Source organism: Streptomyces sp. DT190, from assembly GCF_049846985.1.
Classification (GTDB): Bacteria; Actinomycetota; Actinomycetes; order Streptomycetales; family Streptomycetaceae; genus Streptomyces.
Genome location: NZ_JBNCNM010000010.1, coordinates 31,478 through 55,765, shown reverse-complemented (window position 1 = coordinate 55,765; position 24,288 = coordinate 31,478). Strand labels below are relative to the sequence as shown.

Genomic DNA, 24,288 nt, shown 5'->3' with positions numbered 1-24,288 from the left:
CATCTTCCGGAAAGGTTCCTGTGACAATCAGGGCCATGGAAAGCAGCAGTGCCGCGTCGGGCGGCAGCACGCGCCGCGAGGCCACCCGGCAGAAGCTCTACGAGGCGGCCGTCACGCTCATCGCCGAGCAGGGGTTCTCCGCCACGACCGTGGACGAGATCGCCGAGCGTGCCGGGGTCGCCAAGGGCACCGTCTACTACAACTTCGCGAGCAAGTCCGTCCTCTTCGAGGAGCTGCTGCGGCACGGGGTGGGGCTCCTCACCGCCTCCCTCAGGGAAGCGGCCGAGCGCACCGCCCGGGACGGCGGCGGCAAGGTCGACGCCCTGGACGCGATGATCCGCGCGGGTCTGGTCTTCATCGACCGCTACCCGGCCTTCACGCAGCTCTACGTGGCCGAGCTGTGGCGCACCAACCGGGCCTGGCAGTCGACGCTGATGGTGGTGCGGCAGGAGGCCGTCGCGGTCGTGGAGGGCGTCCTGCGCGAGGGCGTCGGCAACGGCGAGTTCAGCGAGGAGATCGATGTGCCGCTGACGGCGGCGGCGCTGGTCGGCATGGTCCTGGTGGCCGCGCTCGACTGGAAGTCCTTCCAGCCGGAGCGCTCCCTGGACGACGTCCACGCGGCCCTGTCGCGGCTGCTCCAGGGGCGGGTGAGCGGCTGCCGCTGACAGCGCGGCCGGCGACCACGTGAAGGCGCCGGTCCGCTGTGGCCGCGTCCCCCGCGGGCCACCTCGAACCGGCGCCTTCCGTGCTCCCCCGTTTCCCTGCTCCCCCGTGCGTTTCCCCCCGCAGGACCCCCCGTTGCGGTCGTCCCCCGGTTCTCCCCCTGTTCTCCCCCGTGCCTCGCTCCCGCCGACGTCGTCGGCGGAAGGAGCGGATCGCGGGCCGGCCCCGTTCCGGCGCCCCGTGTCGCCGGTGCCGGAGCCGAGCCCCTCTCCGTGTCTCCACTCTCCCCTGCGCGCAGGTCGTCCCCCATCCGCGCGCCTACTCAACTCCGCCACTAGGTACGGGTACTCAGTCCTGCGCGCGCGGGCCCAGAGCCCGGTGCCGCCGCGTGGTCACGACCACGCCCGCGCCCGTACTCGGAGGCGGCCGGGCGGGACTGTCGGCGGGGGCCGATAAAGTCCCTGGCATGGCACGGATTGCGGTGATCGGCGCCGGGATGGGCGCGCTGGCGGCCGCCGCCCGGCTGGCCGTCGCGGGCCACCGGGTGGCGGTGTACGAGCGGACGGACACGTACGGCGGAGCGCTGCGCCGCTTCGAGCGCGACGGCTTCGCCTTCGACACCGGCCCCGGACTGCTGCCGCTGCCCGCCGTCTACCGCGACCTGTTCGTCAAGACCGGCCGGGAGCCCCTGGAGGAGTGCGTCGAGCTGGTGCAGGTCGACCCCTCGTCCCGGCACGTGTTCGCGGACGGCACACAGGTGTCGCTGCCGAACGCCTCACGCGCGGGGGTGGTCGCCGCGCTGGACGAGGCACTCGGCGCGGGCGCCGGGAAGCGCTGGGGCGATTTCCTGGTCCGGGCCCGGGAGGCCTGGGACCGCACCCGCCGCCCGCTCCTCGAGGAGCCCCTGTGGCCGAACTGGCAGGTGCTGGCCGAGCGCGAGCCCTACCCCGCGGTGCCCCACAAGCGCCTGCTGCGCACCCGCCGGGCGGGCACGCTCGCCGAGGTCGCGGCCTGGGAGCTGCGCGACCCCCGGCTCACGGCCCTGCTGGAGGGGTACGCCCTCGCCCAGGGCCTGGACCCGCGGACCACCCCGGCGAGCGCGGCCGTCCTGCCGTACATGGAGCACGCCTTCGGCACCTGGTACGTGCGCGGCGGGCTGCGCGAGCTGGCCCGGGCGGTGTACGAGCGGTGCACGGCCCGGCGGGTCGAGTTCCGCTTCGGCGCCGACGTCACCGCCGTGCGGGAGAAGGACGGCCGGGTCTGCGGCGTCGAGCTCGCCGACGGGACGGTCGCCGAGGCCGATTTCGTGGTGGCCGGTGTCGCGCCCGCCGTCCTGGACCGGCTGACGGCGGGTCATGGTGCGCGCGGGGACGGCGAGGTGCCGCCGCAGCCGGCGACGGCCAGCCGGCTGACCGTCCTGCTCGCCCTGCGCGGAGCCCGCCCCGAGGGCACGGCGCATCGCACGGTGGTGCACGCCCCGGACCGCCAGGCCGAGTTGGAGGCCCTGTTCGGTACGGCGGCGCAGGACGCGCGGCCGACCGTGACGGTCCTGCGCCCCGACGACCCGGCATCGGCCCCTCAGGGGCACGAGGCGGTCTCGCTCACGACGGTGGTGCCCGCGCGGCCCGACGGCTCCCACGGCGCTCTCGCCGAGCGGATGATCGACGTTGCCGCGCGGGCCCTGCCCGAGCTGCGTGACCGTCTGCTGTGGCAGGAGGTGATCACCCCGGCCGGCATCGCCGAGACCACGGGCGCGGAGGGCGGGGCGGTGCCCGTGCCCGCGCTGGCGGCGGCCGGGGGGCGGCTGCTGCACCCGTCCAACGGCACGCGCGTGCCCGGCCTGTTCACCGTGGGCGGCTGGGCGCACCCGGGCGGCGGACTGCCGCACGCGGGCATGTCGGGCGCGCTGGTCGCGGGACTGATCGTGGAGGGGCCGGGGTTCCGGGGCTCTCAGTGAGCCGCCGGGCCCCCGGGTCCGGGAGCTTCAGAAACGGTACTGCTCGTCGAAGCCGTTGCCCTGCGGCTGCTGCCCGCCGCCCTGGTAGGGGTAGGCCTGCTCGGGGGGCAGCTCCTGCCCGTACTCGTCGGTGTTGCGCTGCTGCGGCACCCACACGCCGCCGGGCGGGGTCTCGCCGCCGTGGGTCCCGGCGTAGGGGTCCTGGCCGTAGCCCTGCTGCTGGCCGTGGTACTGCTGGTCGCCGTAGCCGCCGTCGTACGGGGCCCCGTAGTTCGACGAGCCGATGTACGGGTCCGAGTAGGCGGCGTACTGCTGCTGGCCGCTCGCGTCGTAGCCCTGCTGCTGGGCGTAGCCCGAGTAGTCGTAGGCGTAGGACTGGTCGGTGTTCTGGGCGGCGTACTGGTCGTGCTGCGCACCGGCGGGCTGGGGGTAGCCGTAGACACCGTAGGAGCCGGTGTCCTCGGGCATGGGCTGCGGCTCGTAGACGGCCGTGGACTCGGCGTCGTGCTCCCGGCCGGGGCGGGCCGGGGTGAAGACGTCGTCGCGGTCGTAGTCGTCGTCGTGGCCGTAGGCGGCGGTGTCGCGGCGGCCGCCGGTCCCGTCGCCGTAGCCGGCGTCGGCCGCCTCCAGGCCGGAGACCTCCAGGGTCGGCTCCTGGCGGCCGCGCTCACCGCGCCGGCGCTTGCTGCCGCCGAGCATCGGGGCGTTCACCGCCCAGCCGGACGAGAAGCCGCTGCGGAAGGAGAGGGTGACGTAGGTCTGCCCGACCGCGAAGGCCGCCGCGCCCAGGCCGATCACGACGACGGACGGGATGAGCACCCCGACCACGACGCCGAGGAAGCCGGCGAAGGCCAGCAGCCGCCAGCGCAGCCGCGCCTTGTACTGCAGCAGCACCTCGCCCAGCAGCCACAGCGCGACGATGCCGAACGCGATGTAGAGGACCGCCCAGCCCATGTACGCCCCTCTCCCAGTGGCCGCTACGCAGTGTGTCGTATACCGGTGCGAACGGTCTAGGCCTGCGGTGGGTGGTGCAGGCCCAGGTTCTCGTAGATTTCCAGTGTCGCGGTGGAGTTGTTGAGCGTGATGAAGTGCAAGCCGGGCACGCCCTCGGCGAGCAGCCGCGCACAGAACTCCGTGGCGAATTCGATACCAATGGAGCGTACAGCGGCCGGATCGTCTTTCGCTGTGAGGATCCGCTCTTTCAGGGCGGCCGGGAACGCGGCGTTGGTGAGCGAGCCGATCCGCTCCAGCGAGCGGACGCTGGCGATCGGCATGACCTCGGGGATGATCGGGGTGTCGCAGCCGGCCGCCGCGACGCGGTCGCGCAGCCGCAGGTAGTCCTCCGGGTGGAAGAACATCTGCGTGATGGCGTAGTCGGCGCCCGCGCGGCACTTGTCGACGAAGTGGCGGACGTCGGTGTCCCAGTCGGTGGAGCGCGGGTGCATCGCCGGGAAGGCGGCGACTCCGACGCAGAAGTCGCCGGACGCCTTGATCAGTTCGACGAGTTCGGCGGCGTAGGCGAGGCCGCGGGGGTGCGGCACCCACTCGCCCATCGGGTCGCCGGGCGGGTCGCCGCGCAGGGCCAGCATGTTGCGGATCCCGGCGTCGGCGTACTGGCCGATGATGTTGCGCAGGTCGGCCACCGAGTGGTCGACCGCGGTGAGGTGGGCGATCGGGGTGAGGGTGGTGTCGGAGGCGATCGCCTCGGTCGCCTTGACGGTGCCCGCGCGCGTGGAGCCGCCGGCGCCGTAGGTCACCGAGACGAAGTCGGGCGCCACGGCCTCGACCCGCCGCAGCGCGTTCCACAGCATCCGCTCGCCCTTCGGGGTCTTCGGGGCGTAGAACTCGAACGAGTACGTCGTCTTGCCGGTCGCGAGCATGTCGCGGACGGTGCGCGCGTGGTCCGACCTGATGGATGCGGTGCCGAGGGCCATACGGGCAGGTTAGCCAGGGCCGGTCGGTCCCCCAACCGGACGCTGCGATTTGCCCTGTTTGTCCACTTGCTGTCCACCCCTTGGACAATCCGTCCCGAGCCGGGTGCTCCCGGGACCGCCGGCCGGGCTACCGCGCGCGCAGCCGCTCGGCGAACTCGGCCGCCGCCGCACCGGGGTCGTCGGCCTCGGTGATCGCCCGTACGACGACCACGCGCCGGGCGCCCGCCTCCAGGACCTGGTCGAGCGTGCCCAGGTCGATGCCGCCGATGGCGAACCAGGGGCGGTCGGTGCCGAGGCCGGCGGTGTACCGCACCAGGTCCAGGCCGGGGGCGTGGCGGCCGGGCTTGGTGGGGGTGGGCCAGCACGGGCCGGTGCAGAAGTAGTCCACGCCGTCCTGGACGGCGGCCGCGGCGGCCTCGGACTCGGCGTGCGTGGAGCGGCCGATCAGGACGTCGTCGCCGAGGATCGCGCGGGCCGCGGGGACCGGGAGGTCGCCCTGGCCGAGGTGCAGCACGTCCGAGCCGGCGGCGTGGGCGACGTCCGCGCGGTCGTTCACCGCGAGCAGTTTGCCGTGCCGGGCGCAGGCGTCGGCGAAGACGGCCAGGTGCTCCAGCTCCTCGGCGGCCTCCATGCCCTTGTCGCGCAGCTGCACGATGTCGACGCCGCCCGCCAGCACGGCGTCCAGGAACTCCGCGAGATCGCCCTGCCGCCTGCGCGCGTCGGTGCACAGGTAGACCCGGGCGTCGGCGAGCCGGGCGCGTGCGGTGGTGGCGGCGGTGCCGGGCATGGATGTCCCCCTGGAGGTCGGTGCCGCGGATGCGCCCGCGGTACGTCGGTGCCGTACGGGTGCGTGTGCGGTGCGGGAAGGCCCCCGGTCCGCCACGACGCCCCGGGCACCCTACGCCTGTCCTCCGGCCGGGACGTCCCGTGGCCCATCACGGGCGCGGGCGTCCCCCGGGCCGTGACCCCGCGGGGCCACGGCCCTCCACGGGCGGTTGTTCGGGCCCGGCTCCGCTCACGCGGTGCCGGACGTATGTTCGGTCGAGGTCGGGTCAGACCGCGAGCGCCTGGGCGCGGCGCTTCACCTCCGTACCGCGGTTCTCACGGAGCGCCTGCGCCGGGGTGCCGGGCAGGGACGGGTCGGGGGTGAACAGCCACTCCAGCATCTCTTCGACCGTGAAGCCGTCGTCCCGCAGGAGCGTCAGGGTCCCGGACAGGCCCTTGACGACCTTGTCCCCGTCGACGAAGTCCGCGGGGACGTGCAGCGCGCGGTTCTCACCGCGGCGTACGGCGATGAGCTGGCCCTCCTTGACCAGCTGCCGCACCCGCGTCACCTCGACGCCGAACTGTTCGGCGATGTCGGGCAGGGTGAGCCAGGCAGGGACGAGAGCATCGATCTTTGCGTCAATCTCGGTCACGGAAACCAGCCTGCCATCCGCCACCGACAGTCGGAAGTCGGCCCGGTCCACCCGGGCGGACGCGCCGGGCCCCGCACCCGCCGGCGGGCCCTACGCGGCGGCCGCCTTCAGGGGCCTGGCCGGGTCCGTCAGCAGCACCGGGTTCAGCGGCGTACCCGACTCGATCAGGCGGCGGCCCTGCGCCAGGTCCCGGGGGCGGCCGACCGCCAGCAGGGCGACCAGCCGCTCGCCGCGCAGCCAGCACACCGTCCAGGCCGGACCGGACGGGTCGCCGCGCCACAGGGTCGTGTCGGCGTCCGCGTGGTGCCCGGCGTACTGCACGAACCTGCCGAACTGCTCGGACCAGAAGTACGGGACCGGGTCGTAGACCGCGGGTGTCTCGCCCGTGGCCCGGCCGACGATGTTCGCGGCGACCGTGCGCGGGCCCTGCAGGGCGTTGTCCCAGTGGTGCACCAGCAGGCGCTCGCCGTAGCGCCCCGAGGGGAAGGAGGCGCAGTCGCCGACCGCGTACACGTCCGGCACCGAGGTGCGCAGGTGCTCGTCGGCCCGGATCTCGCCGTGGCCGCCCAGCTCGATCCCGGAGCCGGCCAGCCAGGCCGTCGCCGGGCGGGCGCCGATGCCGACCACGACCGCGCCCGCGGGCAGCCGCGAGCCGTCGTCGAGGACGACCGCGCCGGGCTCGACGCGCTCCACGCGCGCGTGCGTGCGCAGCACCGCTCCCGCGTCGGCGTACCAGCCGGCCATCGGGGCGGCGACCTCGGCGGGCAGCGCCCCGGCGAGCGGCCGTTCGGCCGCCTCCACGACGGTCACCGCGCAGCCCGCCTCGCGCGCGGCGGTGGCGAACTCCGCGCCGATCCAGCCCGCGCCGACGACCACGATGTCGTGCTGGCGGGCGAGCACCGGCCGCAGCCGCTCGGCGTCGTCCAGGGTGCGCAGCAGATGCACACCGGGCACGCCCTCCGCGCCGGGCAGCCGGACCGGTTCGGCTCCCGTGGCCACGACCAGGACGTCGTAGGGCACGGGCCCGTCCTCGGTGTCCAGTTCGTGGTCACCGGGGCGCACGCCCAGCACCTCGCAGCCGAGCCGCAGCTCGATGCCGAGGGCCTCGAAGTCGACGTCGAAGGCGGAACCCTCGGACTTGCCGAGCAGGACGGCCTTGGACAACGGCGGCCGGTCGTAGGGCTGGTGGGGTTCGGCGCCGATCAGCAGCACCGGGCCGGCGAAGCCCCGCTCCCGCAGTGCGACAGCGGTCTGCACCCCGGCCATGCCCGCGCCCGCCACGACCACGCGCCCGGGCCCGGACGCCCCTGGTTCCTGCGTCTGCTCGCTCACCTGATCACCATAGTCAGCTGACGTCGCGTCAGTCAGTGCCCCTGCGCCGTGACCTGCTCCACAGCGCCCGTCCCGCCACCCGGGCCCGCCTTTCCGGGTACCCCCGAACCGCCGGCGTACGACGCCGGGGTGGCCGGTTCCGTGCGGAGGCTGCCTACTGCGCGCCGCGGCGTCCGGTTAGGCTGGCCCCCGCAGAGACTCGCGGGAGCCCGGACGCACCGGGCTGAGAGGGAGGCTGGCGGCCTCCGACCGTACGAACCTGATCCGGGTCATGCCGGCGAAGGGAGGGGCTGGACGCCCATGTCGCGTACGCGAACCTCAGACGTCCTCGTCATCGGGGGCGGGATCATCGGGCTGGTCACGGCCTGGCGGGCCGCGCAGCGCGGACTCGCCACGGCGGTGGTGGACCCCGAGCCGGGCGGCGGAGCCGCGCAGGTGGCGGCCGGGATGCTGGCCGCCGTCACGGAACTGCACTACGGCGAGCAGACCCTGCTCGGCCTGAACCTCGCCTCCGCCCGGCGCTACCCGGACTTCACGGCCGAACTCACCGAGCTGACCGGCCACGACCTGGGCTACCGCCGCTGCGGCACGCTCGCCGTGGCCCTGGACGCCGACGACCGCGCCCACCTGCGCGAGCTGCACGCCCTGCAGCAGCAGTCGGGGCTGGACTCCCAGTGGCTGTCGGGGCGGGAGTGCCGGCGCCTGGAGCCGATGCTCGCGCCGGGCGTGCGCGGGGGCCTGCGGGTGGACGGCGATCACCAGATCGACCCGCGGCGGCTGGCCGGAGCGCTGGTCGCCGCGTGCGAGCGGGCCGGTGTGGTCTTCCACCGGGAGTGGGCCGAGCGGCTCACCGTCTCCCGGGACCGGGCCGCCGGTGCCGTCACGGCCGACGGGACCGGGCTGGCCGCCGGGCAGGTCGTGCTGGCCGGGGGCAGCCTGAGCGGGCGTCTCGCGGGGGTGCCCGAGGAGGTGCTGCCGCCGGTGCGGCCCGTGAAGGGCCAGGTCGTGCGGCTGACCATGCCGGGGCGGCACGGGCCGTTCCTGAGCCGGACCGTGCGCGCGGTCGTCCGCGGCAGCCACGTCTACCTGGTGCCGCGCGAGAGCGGGGAGCTGGTCGTCGGGGCGACCAGCGAGGAACTCGGCTGGGACACCGTCGTCACCGCGGGCGGCGTGTACGAGCTGCTGCGCGACGCGCACGAGCTGGTCCCGGGCATCACCGAGCTGCCGCTCGTCGAGACCCGCGCCGGGCTGCGCCCCGGTTCCCCCGACAACGCGCCCCTGCTCGGCCCGACCGCGCTGGAGGGCCTGCTGCTGGCCACCGGGCACTACCGCAACGGCGTCCTGCTCACGCCGGTGACCGGCGACGCCCTCGCGCACGCCCTGACGACGGGCGAACTCCCCGAGGAGGCCCGCCCCTTCACCCCCCGGCGCTTCAGCACCACCACCGCACTCACGGAGCAGCCCGCATGAACATCTCCGTCAACGGCGAGCCCCGGGACGTCCGGCCCGGCACGGCCCTCGACACCGTCGTGCAGTCGCTCACCGCGTCCCCCTCGGGAGTGGCCGCCGCCCTCAACGAAACCGTCGTCCCGCGCACCCAGTGGCCGTCCACGCCCCTCTCCGAGGGAGACCGCGTGGAGGTCCTCACCGCCGTCCAAGGAGGCTGACCATGGCCGACGATCCGTTCGTCCTCGGGGGAACGACCTTCACCTCCCGCCTGATCATGGGCACCGGCGGGGCGCCCAGTCTCGACGTGCTGGAGCGGTCGCTGGTGGCGTCCGGGACGGAGCTGACGACGGTCGCGATGCGCCGCGTGAACCCCTCGGTGCACGGCTCGGTGCTGTCCGTCCTCGACCGGCTCGGCATCCGGGTGCTGCCCAACACGGCGGGCTGTTTCACCGCCGGGGAGGCCGTCCTGACCGCCCGTCTCGCGCGCGAGGCCCTCGGCACCGACCTGATCAAGCTGGAGGTCATCGCCGACGAGCGCACACTGCTGCCGGACCCGGTCGGGCTGCTGGAGGCGGCCGAGACGCTCGTCGACGACGGCTTCACGGTGCTGCCGTACACCAACGACGACCCCGTGCTGGCGCGCAGGCTGGAGGAGGTGGGCTGCGCGGCGGTCATGCCGCTGGGCTCGCCCATCGGCTCCGGGCTCGGCATCCGCAACCCGCACAACTTCCAGCTGATCGTCGAGCAGGCGCGCGTGCCGGTGATCCTGGACGCGGGCGCCGGGACGGCGTCGGACGCGGCACTGGCGATGGAACTGGGATGCGCGGGTGTGATGCTCGCCTCGGCGGTGACGCGGGCGCAGGAGCCGGTGCTGATGGCCGACGCCATGCGGCACGCCGTGGAGGCGGGGCGGCTGGCCCGGCGGGCGGGACGGATCCCCCGGCGGCATTTCGCCCAGGCGTCGTCGCCCTCCGAGGGCCTGGCCGCCCTGGATCCGGAGCGTCCCGCCTTCCAGTAGGGACGGCGCCGGGGCATCCGGAGGGAGGCCTCGGGACGGACGTCACAGGACGGCTGCAGTACCGCCCCGAATCCACCGGGGGGAAGGGGGCTGTCGGTCATGACTCGTACACTCGCCTGCGTGGACACGACCCTTCAGGACCCCTTGGTCGGGCAGGTGCTCGACGGCCGGTACCGCGTCGACGCGCGGATCGCGGTCGGCGGGATGGCCACGGTCTACCGGGCCGTGGACACCCGCCTCGACCGCGTCCTCGCGCTCAAGGTGATGCACCCCTCCCTGGCGGTCGACGTCTCGTTCGTCGAGCGGTTCATCCGCGAGGCGAAGTCGGTCGCCCGGCTGGCCCACCCGAACGTGGTGCAGGTCTTCGACCAGGGCACCGACGGCTCGTACGTCTACCTGGCCATGGAGTACGTCGCGGGCTGCACACTGCGGGACGTGCTGCGCGAGCGCGGGGCGCTGCAGCCGCGGGCCGCCCTGGACATCCTGGAGCCGGTCCTGGCCGCCCTGGGCGCCGCGCACCGCGCCGGGTTCGTGCACCGCGACATGAAGCCCGAGAACGTCCTGATCGGGGACGACGGCCGGGTCAAGGTCGCCGACTTCGGACTCGTCCGGGCGGTGGACACGGTGACCAACACCACCGGCACCGTCCTCGGCACGGTCTCGTACCTCGCCCCGGAGCAGATAGAGAACGGCACGGCGGACCCCCGGGTCGACGTCTACGCGTGCGGCGTGATGCTCTTCGAGATGCTGACCGGCGACAAGCCGCACGACGGCGACTCCCCCGCCGTGATCCTCTACAAGCACCTGCACGAGGACGTCCCGCCGCCCTCGGCCCGCGTCCCCGGTCTCGCCTACGAGCTGGACGAGATGGTGGCCTCGGCGACCGCCCGCACCCCGGAGATCCGCCCCTACGACGCCGTGGCCCTGCTCGCGCAGGTCCGGGACGGGCGCGGCCGGCTGAGCGAGGACCAGCTGGACGCGATGCCGCCCCAGGCGCTCGCGGCCGGCCACGACAACGCCGACGACCGCACGAGCGTGATCCCGCGCGCGCTGACCACACCGCGCCCGCTGCCGGTGAACGAGGACGAGGCGCCCGAGGCGGAGCTCCACCGCACGAGCCGCTTCGCCTCCCCGCCGCCCCCGCCCCGGCGCCGCACGGGCACCCGGCGCGGCCCGATGGCCGTGGTCGTGGCCGTCCTGCTGGTGCTCGGCGTCGGCACCGGCATCTGGTACATCAACTCGGGCCAGTTCACCGAGGTGCCCCCGCTGCTGGCGAAGACCCAGGCGCAGGCCGAGGACCGGCTGACGGACGCCGGCCTGGAGCTCGGCAAGGTCGAGCACGCCTACAGCGACACCGTCGAGCGCGGCCACGTCATCAGCAGTGATCCCGAGGCCGGGACGCGCATCCGCGGCAACGACGCGGTGGGCATCACGGTCTCGGACGGCCCCGAGACCGTGCGCGTGCCCGCCCTGGCGGGCCGGAAGCTGGACCAGGCGCGGTCCCTGCTGAAGCAGGACGGGCTGGAGCCGGGCATGGTCACGCGCGAGTTCAGCGAGGACGTGCCGCGCGGCTCGGTCGTCTCGGCGCGGCCGGCGGACGGCACGAAGGTGCGCGCGGGCACGGCCGTCGCGCTCGTCGTCAGCAAGGGCAGCCCCGTCGACGTCCCCGACGTCACCGGCGACGACGAGGCCGACGCCCGGGCCGAGCTGGAGGACGCCGGTCTCGAGGTGCGGATCGCCACCGAGCGGGTCAACTCCTCGGAGTTCGACAAGGGGCAGGTCGTGCGGCAGAGCCCCGGCCCCGGAGGCCGCGCGGCCGAGGGCGACACGGTCACGCTGACCCTGTCCAAGGGCCCCGAGATGGTCGAGGTGCCGGACGTGGTCGGCGACGGCGTCGAGGAGGCCCGGCAGACGCTGGAGAGCGCCGGGTTCCGGGTCGACGAGGACCGCGGGCTGCTCGGCCTGTTCGGCGACACCGTCAAGGGCCAGTCGGTCGAGGGCGGCGAGACGGCGCCCAAGGGCTCGACGATCACGATCAAGATCAGGTGACGGCGGCCCGCGGACGGGGCACGGCCGGGCGCATGACACCCTGAACGGGTGAACGATCAGATGTCCGGCCCCGTGCGCAACCCCGTGGGCGGCCACGTCCCCGTGGCCGGTGGGCTCCACCGCGTCGGCCTGTCCTACGCCCGTGACCTGCGGGCGGAGACCGTGCAGGTCTTCGTCGCCAACCCGCGCGGCTGGGCGACACCGGCCGGGAACCCGAAAGAGGACGAGGCGTTCCGCGCGGCGTGCGAGGCCGGGTCGCTTCCCGCGTACGTGCACGCCCCCTACCTGATCAACTTCGGCTCGCACACCGAGGCGACCGTGGAGCGGTCGGTGGAGTCGCTGCGGCACTCGCTGCGGCGGGGGCGGCAGATCGGGGCGCGGGGCGTCGTGGTGCACACGGGCAGCGCGACCGGCGGCCGGGAGCGCTCGGTGGCGCTGAAGCAGGTCCGGGAGCACCTGCTGCCGCTGCTCGACGAGCTGACCCACGACGACGACCCGTACCTGCTGCTGGAGTCGACCGCAGGCCAGGGCGCCTCCCTGTGCTCACGGACGTGGGACTTCGGCCCGTACTTCGAGGCGCTCGACGCCCATCCGATGCTCGGCGTGTGCCTGGACACCTGCCACATCTTCGCCGCCGGGCACGACCTGACCGGCCCGAGCGGCATGCACCGGACGCTGGATTCGCTGGTGGACACGGTCGGCGAGGGACGGCTGAAGCTGATCCACGCCAACGACTCCAAGGACGTGGCGGGCGCCCACAAGGACCGGCACGAGAACGTCGGCGCCGGCCACATCGGCGAGGACCCGTTCCGGGCGCTGATGACGCACCCCGCGACCGCGGGCGTGCCGCTGATCATCGAGACGCCGGGCGGCAAGGAGGGACACGCCGCGGACGTGGAGCGGCTGAAGAAGCTGCGCGACTGCTGACGGCCTCCGGGCGCGCCCGGGGCGTCAGATCCCGGGGCCGTCCCCGGGCCCCTCCTGGTACGAGTAGCGCTGCTCCCGCCAGGGGTCGCCGATGTTGTGGTAGCCGCGCTCCTCCCAGAAGCCGCGCCGGTCGGCGGTCATGTACTCCACGCCGCGCACCCACTTGGGGCCCTTCCAGGCGTACAGGTGGGGCACGATCAGGCGGAGCGGGAAGCCGTGCTCGGCGGTGAGGAGTTCGCCGTCCTTGTGCGTGGCGAACAGCACCCGCTCGTCGGCGAAGTCGGACAGCCGCAGGTTGGAGCTGAATCCGTACTCGGCCCACACCATCACATGGGTGACGTCGTCGGCCGGCGGGGCGAGGTCGAGGATGGTGCGGGCGGGGACGCCGCCCCACTCGGCGCCCAGCATGCTGAACTTCGTGACGCAGTGCAGATCGGCCACGACGCTGGTGTGGGGCAGGGCCGTGAACTCCTCGTGGGTCCAGCAGTGCTTGCCGCCGCCCGCGGTGGCGCCGAACACGCGGAACTCCCAGCGCTCGGGCCGGAACTTGGGGACGGGCCCGTAGTGCGTGACCGGCCAGCCGCGCTGCACGCGCTGCCCCGGAGGGAGCCCGGACTGTGTCTCTCCTGCCGCATCGCGCCCTTCTCCCGATGCGTGTCCCAGCGGCTGACCCATGACTCCATCCTGACAGACCTCGGGTGATGCCCCCGACCGGGGTCACCCCAAAGCGGGCAAAAAGAACTAAGCATGCCCTTACTTACTAAGTGAAGACTTACTGGACGATCTTCCCCGCCGGTGGAATCATGCGGCGCAACCTGCCAGTTCCCCCCGCGTTGGAAGGAGCCTCTGCGATGCAGGGCGACCCCGAGGTCCTCGAATTCCTGAACGAGCAGTTGACCGGCGAGCTGACGGCGATCAACCAGTACTGGCTGCATTACCGGATCCAGGACAACAAGGGCTGGACCAAGCTCGCCAAGTACACGCGTGAAGAATCCATCGACGAGATGAAGCACGCGGACAAGATCACCGAGCGCATCCTGATGCTGGACGGGCTGCCCAACTACCAGCGGCTCTTCCACGTCCGGGTCGGTCAGACGGTCACCGAGATGTTCCAGGCCGACCGGCAAGTCGAGGTCGAGGCCATCGACCGCCTCAAGCGCGGGATCGAGGTGATGCGCAGCAAGGGCGACATCACGTCCGCGAACATCTTCGAGGAGATCCTCGCCGACGAGGAGCACCACATCGACTACCTGGACACGCAGCTGGAGCTGATCGAGAAGCTGGGTGAGGCGCTGTACATCGCGCAGCAGATCGAGCAGCCGAGCTAGGGCCCGCCGTCAGGCGGCGTCCTCCAGCTCGGCGAGCACCGGCTCGCCCCGGTCGGCCAGATCACGGCGAGGGCAGGCACCCCTGCCGAGGATCGCCTGGATCCGGCGTACGCACGACCCGCAGTCCGTACCCGCCTTGCAGGCGGAGGCTATCTGGCGGGGGGTGCAGGCGCCGCTGTCCGCGTGCTGCTTGACCTGCTGCTCGGTGATCCCGAAGCAACTGCACACGTACACGCGGTCCACCTCCCGACGGGGTTCGTTCTCTGGTGCCGTCCCCGTTGATCGGTTAGGCAAACCTAACCTTACCCGCCGGGTGGGAAGCGCAAAAGTCGACAGGGGCGCGGATCGGATGTGATCCGCGCCCCAGTCCATGCCCGGTGCCGGGCGTGACCGCTACTGGTCCCGGTACATCTCCGCCACGAGGAACGCCAGGTCCAGCGACTGGCTGCGGTTGAGCCGCGGGTCGCAGGCCGTCTCGTAGCGCTGGTGCAGGTCGTCGACGAAGATCTCGTCGCCGCCGCCCACGCACTCGGTGACGTCGTCGCCGGTGAGCTCCACGTGGATGCCGCCCGGGTGCGTGCCGAGCGCCTTGTGGACCTCGAAGAAGCCCTTGACCTCGTCGAGCACGTCGTCGAAGCGGCGGGTCTTGTGCCCGGAGGCCGCCTCGAAGGTGTTGCCGTGCATCGGGTCGGTCACCCAGGCCACGGTCGCGCCGGAGGCGGTGACCTTCTCGACCAGCTCGGGGAGCTTGTCGCGGACCTTGTCGGCGCCCATGCGGACGATGAACGTCAGCCGGCCCGGCTCGCGCTCGGGGTCGAGGCGCTCGATGTACTGCATCGCGTCCTCGGCCGTGGTCGTCGGACCCAGCTTGATGCCGATGGGGTTGCGGATCTTCGAGGCGAACTCGATGTGCGCGTGGTCCAGCTGCCGGGTGCGCTCGCCGATCCACACCATGTGCGCGGAGACGTCGTAGAGCTGACCCGTGCGCGAGTCGACCCGGGTGAGGGCGGACTCGTAGTCGAGCAGCAGCGCCTCGTGCGAGGAGAAGAACTCGACGGTCTTGAACTCCTCCGGGTCGGCCCCGCAGGCGTGCATGAAGTTCAGCGCGTTGTCGATCTCACGGGCGAGCTGCTCGTAGCGCTGCCCCGACGGGGACGACTTCACGAAGTCCTGGTTCCAGGCGTGGACCTGGCGCAGGTCGGCGTAGCCGCCGGTGGTGAAGGCGCGCACCAGGTTCAGCGTGGAGGCGGAGGCGTGGTACATCCGCTTCAGCCGCTCGGGGTCCGGGACGCGGGCCTCTTCGGTGAAGTCGAAGCCGTTGACGGAGTCGCCGCGGTACGTCGGCAGCGTCACGCCGTCGCGGGTCTCGGTCGGCTTGGAGCGCGGCTTGGAGTACTGGCCGGCGATCCGGCCGACCTTCACGACCGGCACGGACGCGGCGTACGTGAGCACGGCGCCCATCTGGAGCAGGGTCTTGAGCTTGTTGCGGATCTGGTCCGCGGACACCGCGTCGAAGGCCTCGGCGCAGTCGCCGCCCTGGAGGAGGAACGCCTCTCCCTTGGCGACGGACGCCATCCGGGCGCGCAGCTGGTCGCACTCGCCCGCGAAGACGAGCGGCGGATACGACTCGAGGTCCGCGATCACTGCGCGCAGAGCCTCGGTGTCGGGGTACTCGGGCTGCTGCGCCGCGGGCAGGTCTCGCCAGGTGTTGCCAGCACTCGTGCTGGTCTTAGCGTTCACGGTCACGGCCTCAACACTACGGGGTCGCATCGGGCGCCCAGGACCCGTGCCCAGGAAGTGAGACACCGGGTACACCCCTCGGACATGGGGTAGGGTGCCTCGCATGTTCGCGCACTCGACCCAGACCTGGTGGTGGACCGCTCATCCGGCGGCCCGCTGACTGCGCGTACTGAAGACTTCGCGAAGGCCGCCCGAGGGGCGGCCTTCGGCGTTCTCCGGGGTCCGTTCCTCCCTCCCTGACAAGGAGCACGGACCATGAACCTGCTCGGCTTGCCGGACGACCCCCGTCCGTTCGCCCTGCTCCGCCGCCGTACCCCGGGCCACGACCACGAGCTGGTCGAGGTGCTGATCGGCCCGGTCGCCGCCCACGAGCGGCTCGCCGACCTCCCCGACGAGAGCCTCGCACTCGTGCCCTTCCGGCAGATCCGCGAGCGCGGTTTCGACGTCCGCGACGACGGCACGCCCCTGCTGGCCCTCACGCCCGAGGAGTCCTACACCGTCCCGCTGGCCGAGGCGCTGGAGCAGCTCCCGGCGCACGACGTGCGCGTCGACGGCGGGGGCTTCGACGTCCCCGACGAGGAGTACGCGCGGATCGTCGGCCGCGTGCTGGAGGAGGAGATCGGCCGGGGCGAGGGCGCCAACTTCGTGATCCGGCGGACGTACGAGGGCAAGATCCCCGGCTTCGGGCGGTCCGACGCCCTCGCGCTGTTCCGGCGCCTGCTGGAGGGCGAGCGGGGCGCCTACTGGACGTTCGTCGTGCACACGGGAGAGCGGACCCTGGTCGGGGCCAGCCCGGAGGTGCACGTGCGGATGTCCGGCGGCACGGTCGTCATGAACCCGATCAGCGGCACCTACCGCTACCCGGCCGAGGGGCCGACGCCCGAGCACCTGCTGGACTTCCTCGCCGACGGCAAGGAGGTCGAGGAGCTGTCGATGGTGGTCGACGAGGAGCTCAAGATGATGTGCACCGTCGGCGACATGGGCGGGGTCGTCGTCGGGCCGCGGCTGAAGGAGATGGCCCACCTCGCGCACACCGAGTACGAGCTGCGCGGCCGGTCCTCGCTGGACGTGCGGGAGGTGCTGAAGGAGACCATGTTCGCCGCGACCGTCACCGGCTCGCCGGTGCAGAACGCCTGCCGGGTGATCGAGCGGCACGAGAGCGGGGGGCGCGGGTACTACGCGGGGGCGCTGGCCCTGATCGGCCGGGACGCGGGCGGGGCGCAGACCCTCGACTCCCCCATCCTGATCCGCACCGCCGACATCGACGCGGACGGAGGGCTGCGGGTGCCGGTCGGCGCGACGCTGGTGCGCGGCTCGGACCCGGCGAGCGAGGTCGCGGAGACCCACGCCAAGGCGGCCGGTGTGCTGGCGGCCCTGGGCGTGCGGCCGCCGCGGCCGCGTGCGGAGCACACGCGCGTGCGGCTCGCCGACGATCCACGCGTGCGTGCGGCGCTGGACGGGCGCCGGGCCTTCCTCGCGCCGTTCTGGCTGCGGATGCAGGAGCGGTCCGGGCAGCTCGCGGGGCACGCCCTGGTCGTCGACGGGGAGGACACCTTCACGGCGATGCTCGCGCACGTGCTGCGCGCCGCGGGCCTGCGGGTGAGTGTGCGGCGGTACGACGAGCCGGGGCTGCGGGAGGCGGTGCTCGGGCACGAGGGCCCGGTGGTGCTGGGGCCCGGGCCGGGCGATCCCTCCGACCCGGCCGATCCGAAGATGCGGTTCCTGCGCTCGCTGACCGCCGAGGTCCTGCGGGCGGAGCGGCAGGGGGTGCTGGGCGTCTGCCTGGGGCACGAGCTGATCGCGGCAGAGCTGGGGCTGGACATCGTGCGCAAGGAGGTGCCGTACCAGGGGGCGCAGACGGAGATCGAGCTGTTCGGCCGGCGGGAGACCGTCGGGTTCTACAACAGTTACGTGGCCCGCTGCGACGACGAGGCGGCGGCCGGGCTGGCGGCCCGTGGCGTCGAGGTCTCGCGCGCCGCGAACGGCGAGGTGCACGCGCTGCGCGGGCCCGGGTTCGCCGGCGTGCAGTTCCATCCCGAGTCGGTGCTGACGCTGGACGGGGCGCGGGTGGTGCGGGAGCTGGTGGGGCAACTGCGGGGCACCGGGGCGCCCTCAATCTGACGCGGACCGGCCGGGGCCGTGCGGTCCCGGCCGGCACCGCGGCCCCGTGGTCAGCCGAAGAAGACTCCGACCTCGTCGTACAGCGCGGGGTCCACCGTCTTCAGGCGGGCCGTGGCGTCCGCGAGGGGCACGCGGACGATGTCCGTGCCGCGCAGGGCGACCATCGTGCCGAAGGCACCGTCGCGGACGCAGTCGATGGCGTGCAGCCCGAAGCGGGTGGCGAGCCAGCGGTCGAAGGCGCTGGGGGTGCCGCCCCGCTGGACGTGGCCCAGGACGGTCGTTCGGGCCTCCTTGCCGGTGCGCTTCTCGATCTCCTTGGCGAGCCACTCCCCCACCCCGGACAGCCGGACGTGCCCGTAGGAGTCGAGGGACTGGTCCTTGAGGACCATGTCGCCGTCCTTCGGCATCGCGCCCTCGGCGACGACGACGATCGGCGCGTACGAGGCCCGGAACCGCGACGTCACCCAGTCGCACACCTGCTCGACGTCGAAGCGCTGCTCGGGGATGAGGATGACGTTGGCACCGCCGGCCAGGCCCGAGTGCAGGGCGATCCAGCCGGCGTGCCGGCCCATCACCTCCACGACCAGGACCCGCATGTGGGACTCGGCGGTGGTGTGCAGCCGGTCGATGGCCTCGGTCGCGATGCCGACCGCGGTGTCGAAGCCGAAGGTGTAGTCCGTGGCGGACAGGTCGTTGTCGATGGTCTTCGGCACGCCCACACAGGGCACGCCGTGCTCGTCGGAGAGGCGGGCGGCCACGCCGAGGGTGTCCTCGCCGCCGATCGTGATGAGCGCCTCGACCTCCAGCAGGGCGAGGTTCTCCTTGATCCGGCGGATGCCGTCCTCCTCCTGGAGCGGATTGGTCCGTGAGGAGCCGAGGATCGTGCCGCCGCGGGGCAGGATGCCGCGCACCGCGGGGATGTCGAGCCGGACGGTGGCGTTCTCCAGAGGGCCTCGCCAGCCGTCCCGGAAGCCGGTGAAGTCGTAGCCGTACTCCTGGACGCCCTTGCGGACGACGGCCCGGAGGACGGCGTTGAGGCCGGGGCAGTCGCCGCCTCCGGTCAGTACTCCGACGCGCATGGAAAAGTCCCTTCGCCGCAGGTGCCTGACGAAGGGTCAGTGTGACGTGCCTCTCACTCGTCGTCGAGGCCGCGCTCGATGGCGTACCGGACCAGTTCCACGCGGTTGTGCAACTGGAGCTTGCCGAGGGTGTTCTGGACGTGGTTCTGCACCGTGCGGTGGGAGATGACCAGGCGTTCGGCGATCTGCTTGTAGCTCAGGCCCTTGGCGACCAGGCGCAGTACCTCGGTCTCGCGGTCGGTGAGCTGGGGCGCCTTCGGTTCGTCGGTGTCGGGGGCCGGGGCGGGCTCGGAGGCCAGGCGGCGGTACTCGCCGAGGACCAGTCCGGCGAGGCCGGGCGTGAAGACGGGGTCGCCGACGGCCGTGCGGCGGACCGCGTCCTGGAGCTCCTCGGTGGAGGCCGACTTCAGCAGGTAGCCCGTCGCGCCGGACTTCACCGCCTCCAGGACGTCGGCGTGCTCGCCGCTCGCGGACAGCACCAGGACGCGCAGCGCCGGGTCGGCGGCCACGACCTCCTTGCAGACCTGCACGCCGGGCTTGCCGGGCAGGTTCAGGTCGAGCACCAGGACGTCCGGGGCGGCGGCCTTGGCGCGGCGCACGGCCTGGTCGCCGTCGCCGGCGGTCGCGACCACCTCGAAGCCCGTCTCGGCCAGGTCGCGGGCGACCGCGTCGCGCCACATGGGGTGGTCGTCGACCACCATGACCTTGATCGGTTCCTGTCCGTCCCCGCCGCTCCGCGTCATCGCAGCTCCGCCTTCCCCCGTGCGTCCGTCACGTCCTTCGGTACCTTCAGTTCGACCTCCGTGCCCTGGCCCGGCACCGAGATCAGTTCTGCGCTGCCGCCGAGGTCGCGCAACCGGCCGCGGATCGACAGGGCGACACCGAGCCGGCCCTCGCCCTCGGCCTGGGCGAGCCGTCCCTCCGGGATGCCGGGGCCGTCGTCCCGGACGGTGACGATGACCTCGTCCGGCTCGTCCTCGACCAGGATCCAGGCGCGCGCCCGATCCCCGGCGTGCCTGCAGACGTTGTCCAGGGCGGCCCCGACCGCGGCGGCCACCTCCCGGGCGGCGGCCGGCGACAGCCGCACGGGCGCGCCCGGCTCGGCCAGGCTGACCTTCGCCCCGGCGTACGGCGCGAGCAGGGCGCGCAGGTCGACCGGGCCGGCGTCTGCCGGGTCCGCCTCGTCCGGTCCGTCCTCCACGGCCCGCACGAGCGCGCCCTCGGCGGCGTCCTCCGAGACCCGGGAGACGGGTACCAGCCCGCCGGAGACCAGGGTGCGCAGCGCGACCTCCTGCTCTCCGGCCATCCGCCCGAGCTCCGCCGCCTCGCCGCCGATGACCGCGCCGCGCCGCTGCACCATCGCCAGCACCTGCAGGACGCTGTCGTGGATGTCCCGGGCCAGCCGCTCCCGCTCCCGTGTCGCGGCCTCGATCTCCAGGGCGCGGGCGAGGGTGCGCTCGGAGGCCCGGGCGACCTCGACGACGTAGCCGATGGCGATGGAGGCGATGCAGACCAGGATGACGTTGTGGACGGTGTCGCGGGCCGGGCTGCCGCGCTCGATCAGGTTGGCCACGGCCACGAGGCCGGAGGCGAGGGCCGCCCAGCGCCAGCCGCCCTTGATGGCGAAGGCCAGGACGGCCCCGGCCGTCCATATCGAGGGCAGGGTCGGGCCGCCCGCCTGGACCCGCTCGTGCGCGTCGGCGACGGGCGTGAGCAGGATGCCCGTGAGGGCGACGGCCAGGTCGGCGGCGAGGAACCCCCTGGTGCAGCGGGCGGCGTTCGCGACCCGGGGCAGGGTGGCCAGGGTCCACGCCGCCAGGACGGCGAAGTAGCCGACGGCGACCCAGGGGCGGGTGAACTCCTCGTAGGCGGTGGCGAACAGCCCGACCGCGTACAGCATCGTGAGCACCCGGTAGCCCGTCAGCGCACGCCACAGCGGCTGCTCGACCGACATCCTCATCACACGCTCGCGCCTGGCCATGTCCCCCACCCCCCGGCCCGCCCCGTCCGGGCTAGGTCCGCCGTTCTCCGGTCCGCCCGTCCCGCTCGGCCTGTTCCCGCTCGGCCTTCTCCTTCTCGGCCTGTTCCCTCTCCGCCCGCGCGAGCGCGGCCCTGGCCGCCTTGTCGGCTTCCTTCTCCGCCTTCGCCGCCTCCGCGAGCTGGCGCTTCATGGCCGTCGCGTACATGTCGACGTACTCCTGGCCGGAGAGCTTCATGATCTCGTACATGACCTCGTCGGTCACCGCGCGCAGCACGAAGCGGTCGTGCTCCATGCCCTGGTAGCGGCTGAAGTCCAGGGGCTTGCCGATCCGGATGCCGGGGCGCATCAGCTTGGGCACGACCTTGCCGGGCGGCTGGATCTTCTCCGTGTCGATCATGGCGACCGGGACCACGGGCGCGCCGGTGGCCAGCGCCACGCGCGCGAGGCCGCCCGGCTTGCCCCGGTAGAGCCGGCCGTCGGGCGAGCGCGTGCCCTCCGGGTAGATCCCGAACAACTCGCCGCGCTCCAGCACCTCGATGCCGCTCCTGATGGCGGCCTCGCCCGCGCCGCGCGCACCGGAGCGGTCCACGGGCAGCTGCCCGACGCCCTTGAAGAAGGCGGCCGTCAGCCGGCCCTTCACGCCGGGCGTGGTGAAGTACTCGGCCTTGGCGATGAACGTGACCTTGCGGTCCAGGACCGCGGGCAGGAAGAACGAGTCCGAGAAGGACAGGTGGTTGCTCGCCAGGATCGCGGGGCCGTCGGCGGGCACGTTCTCCAGGCCCTCCACCCAGGGCCTGAAGGCGACCTTGAGCGGCCCCCCAACAGCGACCTTCATCGCGCCGTACAACAACCGAGTGCCTCCTGTATGTGTAGATCAGACCTTAACCCGGAGTGCCGTCAAAGGCGCCGACGGCCCTGGTCGGTGTCAGTGCGGTCGCGTACGGTGAAGGTCCCGCGAACGACGTGCGACCCCTTCCATGACGTTCCGTGACGATCCGTGATCGTGTCCGTCCCTTCTCACGACCTGGAGGCCGAAGGTGCCGGTCCTTGCCGGAGCCGAGCCGTTTCGCCACGAGGGCGGGGAGGTCGCCGTCCTCCTCTGCCACGGTTTCACCGGTTCACCGCAGTCGCTGCGCCCCTGGGCGGAGTACCTCGCCGAGCACGGCCTGACCGTCTCCCTGCCCCTGCTGCCCGGGCACGGCACCCGCTGGGAGGACCTGCGGATCACGGGCTGGCAGGACTGGTACGCGGAGGTGGACCGGGAGCTGCGCGCGCTGCGCGAGCGCCGCGCGAAGGTCTTCGTGGCCGGGCTGTCCATGGGCGGCGCCCTCGCCCTGCGCCTGGCCGCCAGGCACGGCGACGCCGTCAGCGGCGTGGTGGTCGTCAACCCGGCGAACAAGGTGCACGGCCTGGCCGCGCACGCTCTCCCGGTGGTCCGCCACCTCGTCCCGGCGACGAAGGGCATCGCCAGCGACATCGCCAAGCCCGACAGCAGGGAGCTGGGCTACGACCGGGTGCCGCTGCACGCGGCGCACTCGCTGCGGCAGTTCTTCCGGATCGTCGACGGCGAGCTGCCCCAGGTCACCCAGCCGGTGCTGCTGCTGCGCAGCCCGCAGGACCATGTGGTGCCGCCCGCCGACTCGGCCCGGGTCCTCAGCCGCATCTCGTCCACGGATGTGAAAGAGGTCATCCTGGAACAGAGCTACCACGTGGCCACGTTGGACCATGACGCGGACCGGATCCACGAGGAGAGCCTCGCGTTCATCGACCGGCTCGCGCCCGGCCTCGTCAAGGAGCCCGGTCTCGGCAAGGAAGGGACGACCGCAGGTGGCTGAGCACGACTCCGACCGCGAGGGCCGCGAGCCGGACGAGAAGGGCGTCCCGTTCGACGAGGAGGCCGCTTGGGCGGCGATCGTCGCCGGCTACGGCGAGGAGCCGCCGGACCCGCCGGGCGCCAAGCCGTTCAAGTCGGTCGAGGACCTCGCGCTGCTGGAGTCCCCGACCAACGACGACCGGTTGGACCCGGTCGCCCCGGCTGCGGCGGAAGCCGGGCCTGCCCCGGTGGAGGCCGGCAAGCCCGGGGAGCCGGACGGGCCGGAGCCGAAGACCGCCGACGACAAGCCGGACAAGCCCGCCGAAGCCCTGGGCGGCTCGGTCTCCTTCGCGCCGGGCGTCGGCCCGCGCGACTACACCGCGCCCGAGCCCACCGAGGACGACTTCGACACGGACGACGAGGGCCACTTCGTGCCGCCGGAGCCGCCTCCGCTGCCGGCCGCCGACCCGACGGCGAAGTTCGCCTGGCTCGGGGTGCTCGGCGGGCCGGTGCTGCTGCTGCTGGCCGTGCTGCTCGGCTGGGAGATGACCTGGTGGCTGACCACGCTGGGGATCGGCGGCTTCCTCGGCGGGTTCGCGACGCTGGTGATGCGGATGCGCACGGACGACGAGGAGGACGACGACCCCGGGCGGGGTGCGGTCGTCTAGGGCCCTGTCGTGACAGGGCCACAGGACGCGGGCACGCGGAGGGCGGCCAGGACCGGGAGGTGGTCCGTGGCCGCCCTCAGGTCTGTCTCCGTCACCCCGGGCAGGCCGAGCGGGACGCCGCAGCCCAGCACCTCGACGCCCTCGGTGGCGAAGATCGCGTCGATGCGCTGGTAGGGGTCGGCGGGCGTCCAGGTGTGCTCGCCTCCCCAGGGGGAGGCGGCCCGGCAGTCGGTCAGCGCCTCGGCCAGCCGGCGGAAGGCGGGCCCGTCGGGGCGTTCGTTCAGGTCGCCGCCGGCGACGGCGTGCTCCACGCCCAGGGCCGCGAGCCGGTCCAGCAGCATGCCGGACTGCTCGTGGCGCTCGTCCTTCTGCAGGGACAGGTGGCAGCTCAGCACGCCGAGTCGGGTGCCGGCGATGCGGACGACCGCCGTCGCGAAACCGCGGCGGTGCAGGCCGGGTGTGTGGGGCAGGAGGACGTCCTCGGTGCGTTCGACGCCCACCCGCAGCGAGCTGAGGATCGCCGGGCCCGTGGTGGTGGCGCCGCCGGTGACGACGACCAGGTCGCAGGCGAGGGCGAGGCGGGCGAGCTTCTTGCGCCAGCGGAAGAAGCGGGGGGCTTCCTGGACGAGCACCAGGTCGGGTTCGCAGGCGCGGATGACACGGGCCAGGGCGGCGGTGTCGTCCCGCATCGAGCGGATGTTGTAGCTGAGGACCCTGACGACCGCGGAACCGTCGGGTTCGGTACGGGAGTTGGGGAGCAGCGGCATGTGATCAATCTACGCCCGAAGGGACGGGGCGCGGGGATGGTGCG

General features: G+C 73.2%; 25 protein-coding genes and 1 riboswitch. Of the genes, 12 read left to right on the top strand and 13 right to left on the bottom strand.

The features are described from left to right. Positions 1-35 precede the first annotated feature (35 nt). Both ACPXCS_RS19180 and ACPXCS_RS19175 read left to right on the top strand, forming a co-directional pair. Positions 36-665: a TetR/AcrR family transcriptional regulator gene (locus tag ACPXCS_RS19180; protein ID WP_311687616.1), complete on the top strand. Its 630-nt coding sequence runs from the start codon at positions 36-38 to the stop codon at positions 663-665. Between the two features lie 464 nt (positions 666-1,129). Continuing rightward, a complete protein-coding gene (locus ACPXCS_RS19175) occupies positions 1,130-2,620 on the top strand; it encodes a phytoene desaturase family protein (RefSeq protein ID WP_425945444.1) in 1,491 nt (496 codons plus the stop codon). 27 nt (positions 2,621-2,647) lie between these two features. Here ACPXCS_RS19175 and ACPXCS_RS19170 read toward each other — a convergent pair whose 3' ends face one another. The 5 genes from ACPXCS_RS19170 to ACPXCS_RS19150 form a co-directional block, all read right to left on the bottom strand. After that, on the bottom strand, positions 2,648-3,574 hold the full coding sequence (locus ACPXCS_RS19170) for a hypothetical protein (protein WP_425945443.1): 927 nt from the start codon (positions 3,572-3,574) through the stop codon (positions 2,648-2,650). A gap of 56 nt (positions 3,575-3,630) precedes the next feature. Beyond that, positions 3,631-4,554: a methylenetetrahydrofolate reductase [NAD(P)H] gene (metF, locus tag ACPXCS_RS19165; RefSeq protein WP_425945442.1), complete on the bottom strand. Its 924-nt coding sequence runs from the start codon at positions 4,552-4,554 to the stop codon at positions 3,631-3,633. 127 nt (positions 4,555-4,681) lie between these two features. Then, complete coding sequence (thiE, locus tag ACPXCS_RS19160) at positions 4,682-5,341, bottom strand: thiamine phosphate synthase (protein WP_425945441.1); 660 nt, start codon at positions 5,339-5,341, stop codon at positions 4,682-4,684. Positions 5,342-5,606: 265 nt separating this feature from the next. Next, positions 5,607-5,972 carry an Rv2175c family DNA-binding protein gene (locus ACPXCS_RS19155; RefSeq protein WP_383333136.1) on the bottom strand — a complete coding sequence of 122 codons (366 nt, stop codon included), beginning with the start codon at positions 5,970-5,972 and terminating at the stop codon, positions 5,607-5,609. Positions 5,973-6,062: 90 nt separating this feature from the next. Then, a complete protein-coding gene (locus tag ACPXCS_RS19150) occupies positions 6,063-7,304 on the bottom strand; it encodes an NAD(P)/FAD-dependent oxidoreductase (RefSeq protein WP_425945440.1) in 1,242 nt (413 codons plus the stop codon). A gap of 191 nt (positions 7,305-7,495) precedes the next feature. Beyond that, a riboswitch (TPP riboswitch) is annotated at positions 7,496-7,607 on the top strand. Here ACPXCS_RS19150 and thiO point away from each other — a divergent pair. The 5 genes from thiO to ACPXCS_RS19125 all read left to right on the top strand — a co-directional run bounded on the left by thiO (position 7,605) and on the right by ACPXCS_RS19125 (position 12,747). Then, positions 7,605-8,774 carry a glycine oxidase ThiO gene (gene thiO / locus ACPXCS_RS19145; protein ID WP_425945439.1) on the top strand — a complete coding sequence of 390 codons (1,170 nt, stop codon included), beginning with the start codon at positions 7,605-7,607 and terminating at the stop codon, positions 8,772-8,774. (Overlaps the previous riboswitch by 3 nt.) Further along, positions 8,771-8,971 carry a sulfur carrier protein ThiS gene (thiS, locus tag ACPXCS_RS19140; RefSeq protein ID WP_425945438.1) on the top strand — a complete coding sequence of 67 codons (201 nt, stop codon included), beginning with the start codon at positions 8,771-8,773 and terminating at the stop codon, positions 8,969-8,971. Before thiO ends, thiS begins: the two co-directional genes overlap by 4 nt. Before the next feature lie 2 nt (positions 8,972-8,973). Further along, a complete protein-coding gene (locus tag ACPXCS_RS19135; protein WP_425945437.1) occupies positions 8,974-9,771 on the top strand; it encodes a thiazole synthase in 798 nt (265 codons plus the stop codon). A gap of 120 nt (positions 9,772-9,891) precedes the next feature. Beyond that, on the top strand, positions 9,892-11,820 hold the full coding sequence (pknB, locus tag ACPXCS_RS19130; protein ID WP_425945436.1) for a Stk1 family PASTA domain-containing Ser/Thr kinase: 1,929 nt from the start codon (positions 9,892-9,894) through the stop codon (positions 11,818-11,820). 60 nt (positions 11,821-11,880) lie between these two features. Continuing rightward, on the top strand, positions 11,881-12,747 hold the full coding sequence (locus ACPXCS_RS19125; RefSeq protein ID WP_425945760.1) for a deoxyribonuclease IV: 867 nt from the start codon (positions 11,881-11,883) through the stop codon (positions 12,745-12,747). A gap of 24 nt (positions 12,748-12,771) precedes the next feature. On the opposite strand, the gene ACPXCS_RS19120 is transcribed toward ACPXCS_RS19125, so the two are convergent. Next, complete coding sequence (locus ACPXCS_RS19120; RefSeq protein ID WP_425945435.1) at positions 12,772-13,422, bottom strand: sulfite oxidase-like oxidoreductase; 651 nt, start codon at positions 13,420-13,422, stop codon at positions 12,772-12,774. A 176-nt stretch (positions 13,423-13,598) separates the two neighbouring features. On the opposite strand from ACPXCS_RS19120, the gene bfr reads away from it, so the two are divergent. Next, on the top strand, positions 13,599-14,075 hold the full coding sequence (gene bfr / locus ACPXCS_RS19115; protein ID WP_425945434.1) for a bacterioferritin: 477 nt from the start codon (positions 13,599-13,601) through the stop codon (positions 14,073-14,075). Positions 14,076-14,084: 9 nt separating this feature from the next. Here bfr and ACPXCS_RS19110 read toward each other — a convergent pair whose 3' ends face one another. Then, positions 14,085-14,309 (bottom strand): (2Fe-2S)-binding protein, encoded by a 225-nt coding sequence (locus ACPXCS_RS19110; protein WP_365092915.1) that lies wholly within the window; start codon positions 14,307-14,309, stop codon positions 14,085-14,087. A 159-nt stretch (positions 14,310-14,468) separates the two neighbouring features. Continuing rightward, positions 14,469-15,821 (bottom strand): class II 3-deoxy-7-phosphoheptulonate synthase, encoded by a 1,353-nt coding sequence (locus tag ACPXCS_RS19105; protein ID WP_425945433.1) that lies wholly within the window; start codon positions 15,819-15,821, stop codon positions 14,469-14,471. 97 nt (positions 15,822-15,918) lie between these two features. Between ACPXCS_RS19105 and ACPXCS_RS19100 the strand changes: the two genes are divergently transcribed. Together ACPXCS_RS19100 and ACPXCS_RS19095 are read left to right on the top strand one after the other, a co-directional pair. Beyond that, on the top strand, positions 15,919-15,975 hold the full coding sequence (locus tag ACPXCS_RS19100) for a trp operon leader peptide (protein WP_078625594.1): 57 nt from the start codon (positions 15,919-15,921) through the stop codon (positions 15,973-15,975). A gap of 95 nt (positions 15,976-16,070) precedes the next feature. After that, the gene (locus tag ACPXCS_RS19095) at positions 16,071-17,936 is read left to right on the top strand and encodes an anthranilate synthase family protein (RefSeq protein WP_425945432.1); all 1,866 of its coding nucleotides are present in this window, start codon (positions 16,071-16,073) and stop codon (positions 17,934-17,936) included. Positions 17,937-17,986: 50 nt separating this feature from the next. Here the strand turns inward: ACPXCS_RS19095 and ACPXCS_RS19090 are convergent, their stop codons facing one another. Genes ACPXCS_RS19090 through ACPXCS_RS19075 form a run of 4 tightly spaced genes read right to left on the bottom strand, consistent with a single transcriptional unit; the run spans position 17,987 to position 21,831 of the window. Then, complete coding sequence (locus tag ACPXCS_RS19090) at positions 17,987-19,015, bottom strand: 6-phosphofructokinase (protein ID WP_425945431.1); 1,029 nt, start codon at positions 19,013-19,015, stop codon at positions 17,987-17,989. Between the two features lie 53 nt (positions 19,016-19,068). Next, entirely contained in the window at positions 19,069-19,758 is a 690-nt protein-coding gene (locus tag ACPXCS_RS19085) for a response regulator (protein ID WP_425945430.1), read from the bottom strand. Continuing rightward, on the bottom strand, positions 19,755-20,996 hold the full coding sequence (gene macS / locus ACPXCS_RS19080) for a MacS family sensor histidine kinase (RefSeq protein WP_425945429.1): 1,242 nt from the start codon (positions 20,994-20,996) through the stop codon (positions 19,755-19,757). The genes ACPXCS_RS19085 and macS overlap by 4 nt, the downstream gene beginning before the upstream one ends. A 31-nt stretch (positions 20,997-21,027) precedes the next feature. After that, entirely contained in the window at positions 21,028-21,831 is an 804-nt protein-coding gene (locus tag ACPXCS_RS19075; protein WP_425945428.1) for a lysophospholipid acyltransferase family protein, read from the bottom strand. 202 nt (positions 21,832-22,033) lie between these two features. Here ACPXCS_RS19075 and ACPXCS_RS19070 point away from each other — a divergent pair, with 202 nt between their 5' ends. Next, positions 22,034-22,831, top strand: coding sequence for an alpha/beta hydrolase (locus ACPXCS_RS19070; protein ID WP_425945427.1), 798 nt, complete (start codon positions 22,034-22,036; stop codon positions 22,829-22,831). Next, entirely contained in the window at positions 22,824-23,477 is a 654-nt protein-coding gene (locus ACPXCS_RS19065; protein ID WP_425945426.1) for a hypothetical protein, read from the top strand. The genes ACPXCS_RS19070 and ACPXCS_RS19065 overlap by 8 nt, the downstream gene beginning before the upstream one ends. Here ACPXCS_RS19065 and ACPXCS_RS19060 read toward each other — a convergent pair. Then, complete coding sequence (locus tag ACPXCS_RS19060) at positions 23,474-24,244, bottom strand: endonuclease/exonuclease/phosphatase family protein (RefSeq protein ID WP_425945425.1); 771 nt, start codon at positions 24,242-24,244, stop codon at positions 23,474-23,476. The two genes, ACPXCS_RS19065 and ACPXCS_RS19060, sit on opposite strands and share 4 nt — an antisense overlap. Positions 24,245-24,288: the final 44 nt, after the last annotated feature.